Annotated in this window: 2 protein-coding genes; both read right to left on the minus strand. The window is 53.4% G+C overall.

The window, feature by feature from the left end:
- The coding region (locus D3222_RS23460; protein ID WP_118988236.1) for an immunity 42 family protein at window positions 1-430 on the minus strand (430 nt) is incomplete at its 3' end.
- Window positions 431-432: 2 nt separating this feature from the next.
- Window positions 433-4,830 (minus strand): hemagglutinin repeat-containing protein (locus D3222_RS23465; RefSeq protein ID WP_198672912.1); only part of this gene is annotated, 4,398 nt, incomplete at its 5' end.

Raw genomic sequence — 4,830 nt, forward strand, 5'->3', positions numbered from 1 at the left:
CATGTTCGTCTTGTTTTAATTCACTATACTTAGCGCCGAGTATCCTAACCATATCACCATGAGAAACAGCAAAAACAATAAAACCAGCATCATTAATATTTTCTGTTGATGCTTGATATTGGTAAGATTGCTCAAAATTTTCAGGCTCATCTTGTCCTATCAACTCTGGAGAAATCATTCCTAACATAAAGTTAAAAGCATCTTTAGTTCCTTTTTCAAACAACACTTTATTTTCCTGAAAAGAAAATAAAGCATTAGTATTGTCTTTCAACGAAAGGACATCTACCCAAAGGGTAGATGTCCTTATTTCTTCAGGGAAGAAAAAACCATCAATACAAAAATGGAAAAGTCCATTTTTATAAGTATCATCACTCCATTCTGGAAGATGTTGTATTAACACTGCAAAACGATATGGATCACCAAAAATCATTTTTATCTCCATTTTCCAGACAAACCAAGTTGTTTTTTGACTTCATTAGGAATGTCATTTTTATTCAATGGATTTTTTACATCACCAGTACTTCCATTCCAGTGATATTCCCCATTGGTCCCTTCGAACCGATGAATATTACCTTTTTCATCCTTAGCGAATCTAACTTCTTTATTACCATAATTCTTGGAACTTGGAATTGAGTTTTCAAAAAGTTTCAATGAGTCTTTTGGTTCTATTCCCGCATTACGGCGATTTCCATCACCGCCAGGAGTATGTTTAGGATTTGATTTATACACTAACCCATTATTCGCTGTCACTGGATTAGGTACTGGTATAGCACCTCCTTTTACCCCTTTCGCTCCAGCCTTACTAATCCCTCCGGCCATTCCCGCAGATGCAGCAATCCCCGTCTGCCCCATAATCTTCACGATTTCTAGGGTAGTTTCTTCTGAGCCGCCGGTGACTTGGGCACGATGGAGCACTAAATTGCGGGAGGCATCAATATTCGACATCGCACCCCGTAAATCAGCCCATTCCCGCACTTCTGCCGGTGTGAGGGAATCCAGTCCCTGCATTCTGGCTTTTTCCTGAATTTCGCTCATCCGGGCACTGTAATCACCCTGTAATGCCCGCAGCTCTTTGGCAACAGCAACACATTGCTCTGCACCGGTACAGCTTGTTATTCGTGCCTGAACCTTATCGTATTCTTGGCGATACTTATCCCTGACAGTCGTACGGCAACTACTATCTCCCTGACAGTTGACCAGTTCCTCACTTCTCGAGCGATTCTTATCAACGCTTAAGTGATTATTATCGACCGAGTTCTTCCCAGCCTGAGCCCCGGTAACGGCGCTCCCGGTAGAGTCACCGGCAATGCCGCCTGCCAGCCCGGCTGCCAGAGTAGAAAGGGTGCTGACAGTTTGTTTCTGCTCCTCCGTTAACTCACTGACTTTGGCCCCGTCGCCGTAAAGCTGTTTTATCAGGACTTGAGCCGCCAGTTCACCGGACGCGGCACCCGCTGCTCCTGACAAGGCATTGTTACCGCTCACTTCCGCCGCCACCGCGCCTAAAATCGCATGGGCCAGCGTATTGGTGGCGATATCCACCTGATGGGTTTGCGGGTCAGTCGTTAGATCTTTAATCACCCCGGCCAGATACGGTGACGCGCCGCCGGCCAGCGCCTGACCGAGATTGTTCCCCGCCAGGCCCTGAATCGCTGCGGTAGCCGCCTGTAACGCTTTCTGGTATTTGCCGCCGGTTCCCAGGCCGGAGTCATTCAGCGCCTGTGTGTAAGCGGTGTCATAGATTTGTTGATTGATATCCGCGGAAGTCGGGTGTTTATTCCCTGAGTTTATCAATTTTTCTCTGGCATCGGCTTTATCCTGTTCACTGATATGATTGAGTTTCGTTTTCGCCGCTGTGGTCGCGATAATTTTCCCTTCGGTCCCGGCTATCTCGGTCATCTGGGCGCTGAGTTCGCCAATCAGTTGCGCCTGTTTCAGCCGCTGCTGCTCTTTCTCCTTATCAAATATCGGACTCAAGACATTGGCGGCGTTATCGGTATCGCGACTTAAGTTCGCGGTATCCTGCGTCTGGTGCGCTTTATCCCGGATAATCAGGTTGCCGTCACTGACGGCGGCATGCGTGGTACTGCTGTCATGACCTTGATTATGAGCCCCCGTCAGCGCATTGACCGCCAGATTATTCAGCACCTGACCGGCAGTCGGTTGGCCGAGGCTGACGCCCGCACTCTGCTGCTCAACGCTAAAGTCCGCTTTATTTTGAATATCTTTAAAACCCAGTGTCCCGGTGTTGAGGGTGTTTTTGGTCTTGTCAGCGGTACTTGCTATCACCGCACCGTTCAGTTGGGTATGTTCACCCACATTAACCTGATAGCCGCCTTGACCGGCAAACAGCCCGGTCTGCTCCTGCACTGAATCGTAATTGCTGTGCAGTTTATTGCGGCTGGCATTGAGGCTTGCTGTACCGTTGGTGAGCGGGCCTACGGTGGCACTGACGCCCATGCTGGCATTCTGTTGTCGGCTGTCATAGCGCTGGCTGTCTTGTTCACTGCTGAGTGTCAAATGACGTTTCACGTCGGCAGTAATCTGTTCGCCGCTGACCTGCGCCCCTTTCAGCGTGGTATCCCGGCCACTGTTCAGCTCGACGGTCTGTCCTGCGTCTAACGTGGTGTTATTGTGGCTGACGCCGTTACCGTTTTCACGGCCGTTGCCCCGACTGACATTGGCCGAGACGTTCAGACCGGTGCCTCCGGGTCCGGCGGTCAGGCCCACGCCCAGCGAGCTGCCGTGGCTGCTGTTCTTACCGGTGGTCTGTTCGGTGTTCTGGCTGGACGAGAGCGCAATATCCCGATTCGCATTGAGTTGCAGGTCTTTACCCGCCTGTAACTGGCTGCCCTGAATGCGGATATCACCGTTCGGGCCGGATGTCCCTTTATCGTCACCGTGAGCCGTTATCGTGAGGTTATCCCCGGCAGTGAGGTGGCTGCCCTGTTGGGTGGTCTGACGGTATTGCTGTTCTGAACGAGAAGACTGGCGCCCGTAGGACAGGCTCACCCCGGCCAGGTTATTATTGCCTTTCTCGTCACTGCCCTGGGCTTCGGCCAGTCGGGCAGCCTGAGTCGCTTGCACTCCGCTGAGGGCAGCTTTGGTGTTCTGTAACGCTTTCAGGCGCGGGTCGGCGGTCTGTTGCGCTTCATGGGCCGTTTGCACGGCCGTGTTGATGGCGCCCCCGGCGGCGCCACTCAGCGCCACGGTTAAGCCGCTCTGTTTTTGTTCGGTTTTTGTCGTGGTGTTATGGCGGTTTTCCGCACTGGTAACCGTGACCTGTTGGCCGGTCAGCGTCAGGTCTTTACCGGCAATCACTTCACTGCCGTGAACCCGGAGCTGTTCTCCCGCGTTGAGCGTCACATTGCCCTGACTGCTGCCGACCGTGCTGCCTTTACTCAGCTGGCTGTCGCTGTCCGTGGTGGTTTTCTGGCTGGCCTTGCCTAATGTGAAGCCAATCCCGCCGGTCCCCATCAGGCCCGATTTTTTCTCCTGCCGTAAATGGGTTTCGCCGTGAGATTCGGCGGCGGTGGTGACGGTAAGCTGCTGACCGGCGTTCAGGCTGACATCCTGCGTGCCCGCGACATTGCTGCCGCGGATATGCAGGTCTTTTCCGGCCTGTAGATTCACTTTATCGCCGCTGAATGTGGTACTGAGCGCCTGCCGATCATGCACTTCGTCGTGGGTTTCCACTGACGACTTGGACAGCCAGCCTTTGCTGGTTTGTTTACTGTGTTCCACTAAATCGGATGAAGCGGTACCGGTTGTCAATGTCAGGTTATTCCCGGCCTGCGCCGTCAGGTGTTGACCGGCATTGACGTGGGCAGCGGTGGCGGTCAAATCCTGTCCGGCTTGCAGGGTTACATCACCGGCGCCGGTTATCCGGCTGCCGATATCCTGTTGTTGGGTCAGATGGCGAGTGTTATCTTTCCCCCAGTCGCCCTGTTCTGTACGGTGCGTGCTTAGGGTATCCAGCGTCAGGTTATGGCCTGCCGTTATCTCGGTGCGACCGTCTTTACCGGCGTTTTTGATGTCACTGGCGGTTAATTGCACATTGTTGATGGCGCTCAGCGATAAGGTGCCTTTATCGTTCTGCACATAAATGCCCGCCGGACGGTCCAGCCAGCGGTTAGCCTCATCCCCGCGTAACGTAGACGCGCTGGTGATATCGTGGCCTCGCAAGGTCACCCGGTCATCCCCCTGAATCCGGCCGCCCCGGTTGGCGAGCGTTTGTTGGGCCGTCAAATCCACTTTGCCGCCGCGAATAAAGCCGCTGTTGGTGAGATTATTGGCGGTCAGTTGAGTGACGTCACGCCCGCTAATCGTGCCGCTGTTGGTAATATCGCCCTGACTGTTAAGGGCCACGGTATTACCGGCCAGCAAGGCGCCATCACTGCTCAGGTCGCCCTGACGGACACGCGCATAAACCTGCGGCACGGTCACCACCTCGGTAGTCCCATCCGGCAAGGTCACGGTTTGGTTCGTCAGCCAGATAATATCCGAAGTCAACAGCGCCATCTGCGCCGGACTCAAGGCGACGCCCGGCGTTAACTGTTGCTGTTGGCCAAAGGCAATTCCGGCATCCATCAGCGCTTTAAACTGTGCTTCGTCGTTATTGTAGCCCGGCAGATAGCGTCGGCCGGTCAATTGGGTGATTTGGTCGCGCACTAGCCGCTGTTCGTAAAACCCATCGCCCAGGCGTTTGTGGACCAGCGCCGGGTCATGCGTTAATTGTTGCCGCATATAGTCCGAGCCTAACCACTGTTTATACCGGGTAAATTTCGGGTCGGTCTCGACCAGATAGTGGCTGTCACTGCCCGGCTGCACCGT

Source organism: Photorhabdus sp. CRCIA-P01 (assembly GCF_003545805.1).
Taxonomy (GTDB): Bacteria; Pseudomonadota; Gammaproteobacteria; order Enterobacterales; family Enterobacteriaceae; genus Photorhabdus; species Photorhabdus antumapuensis.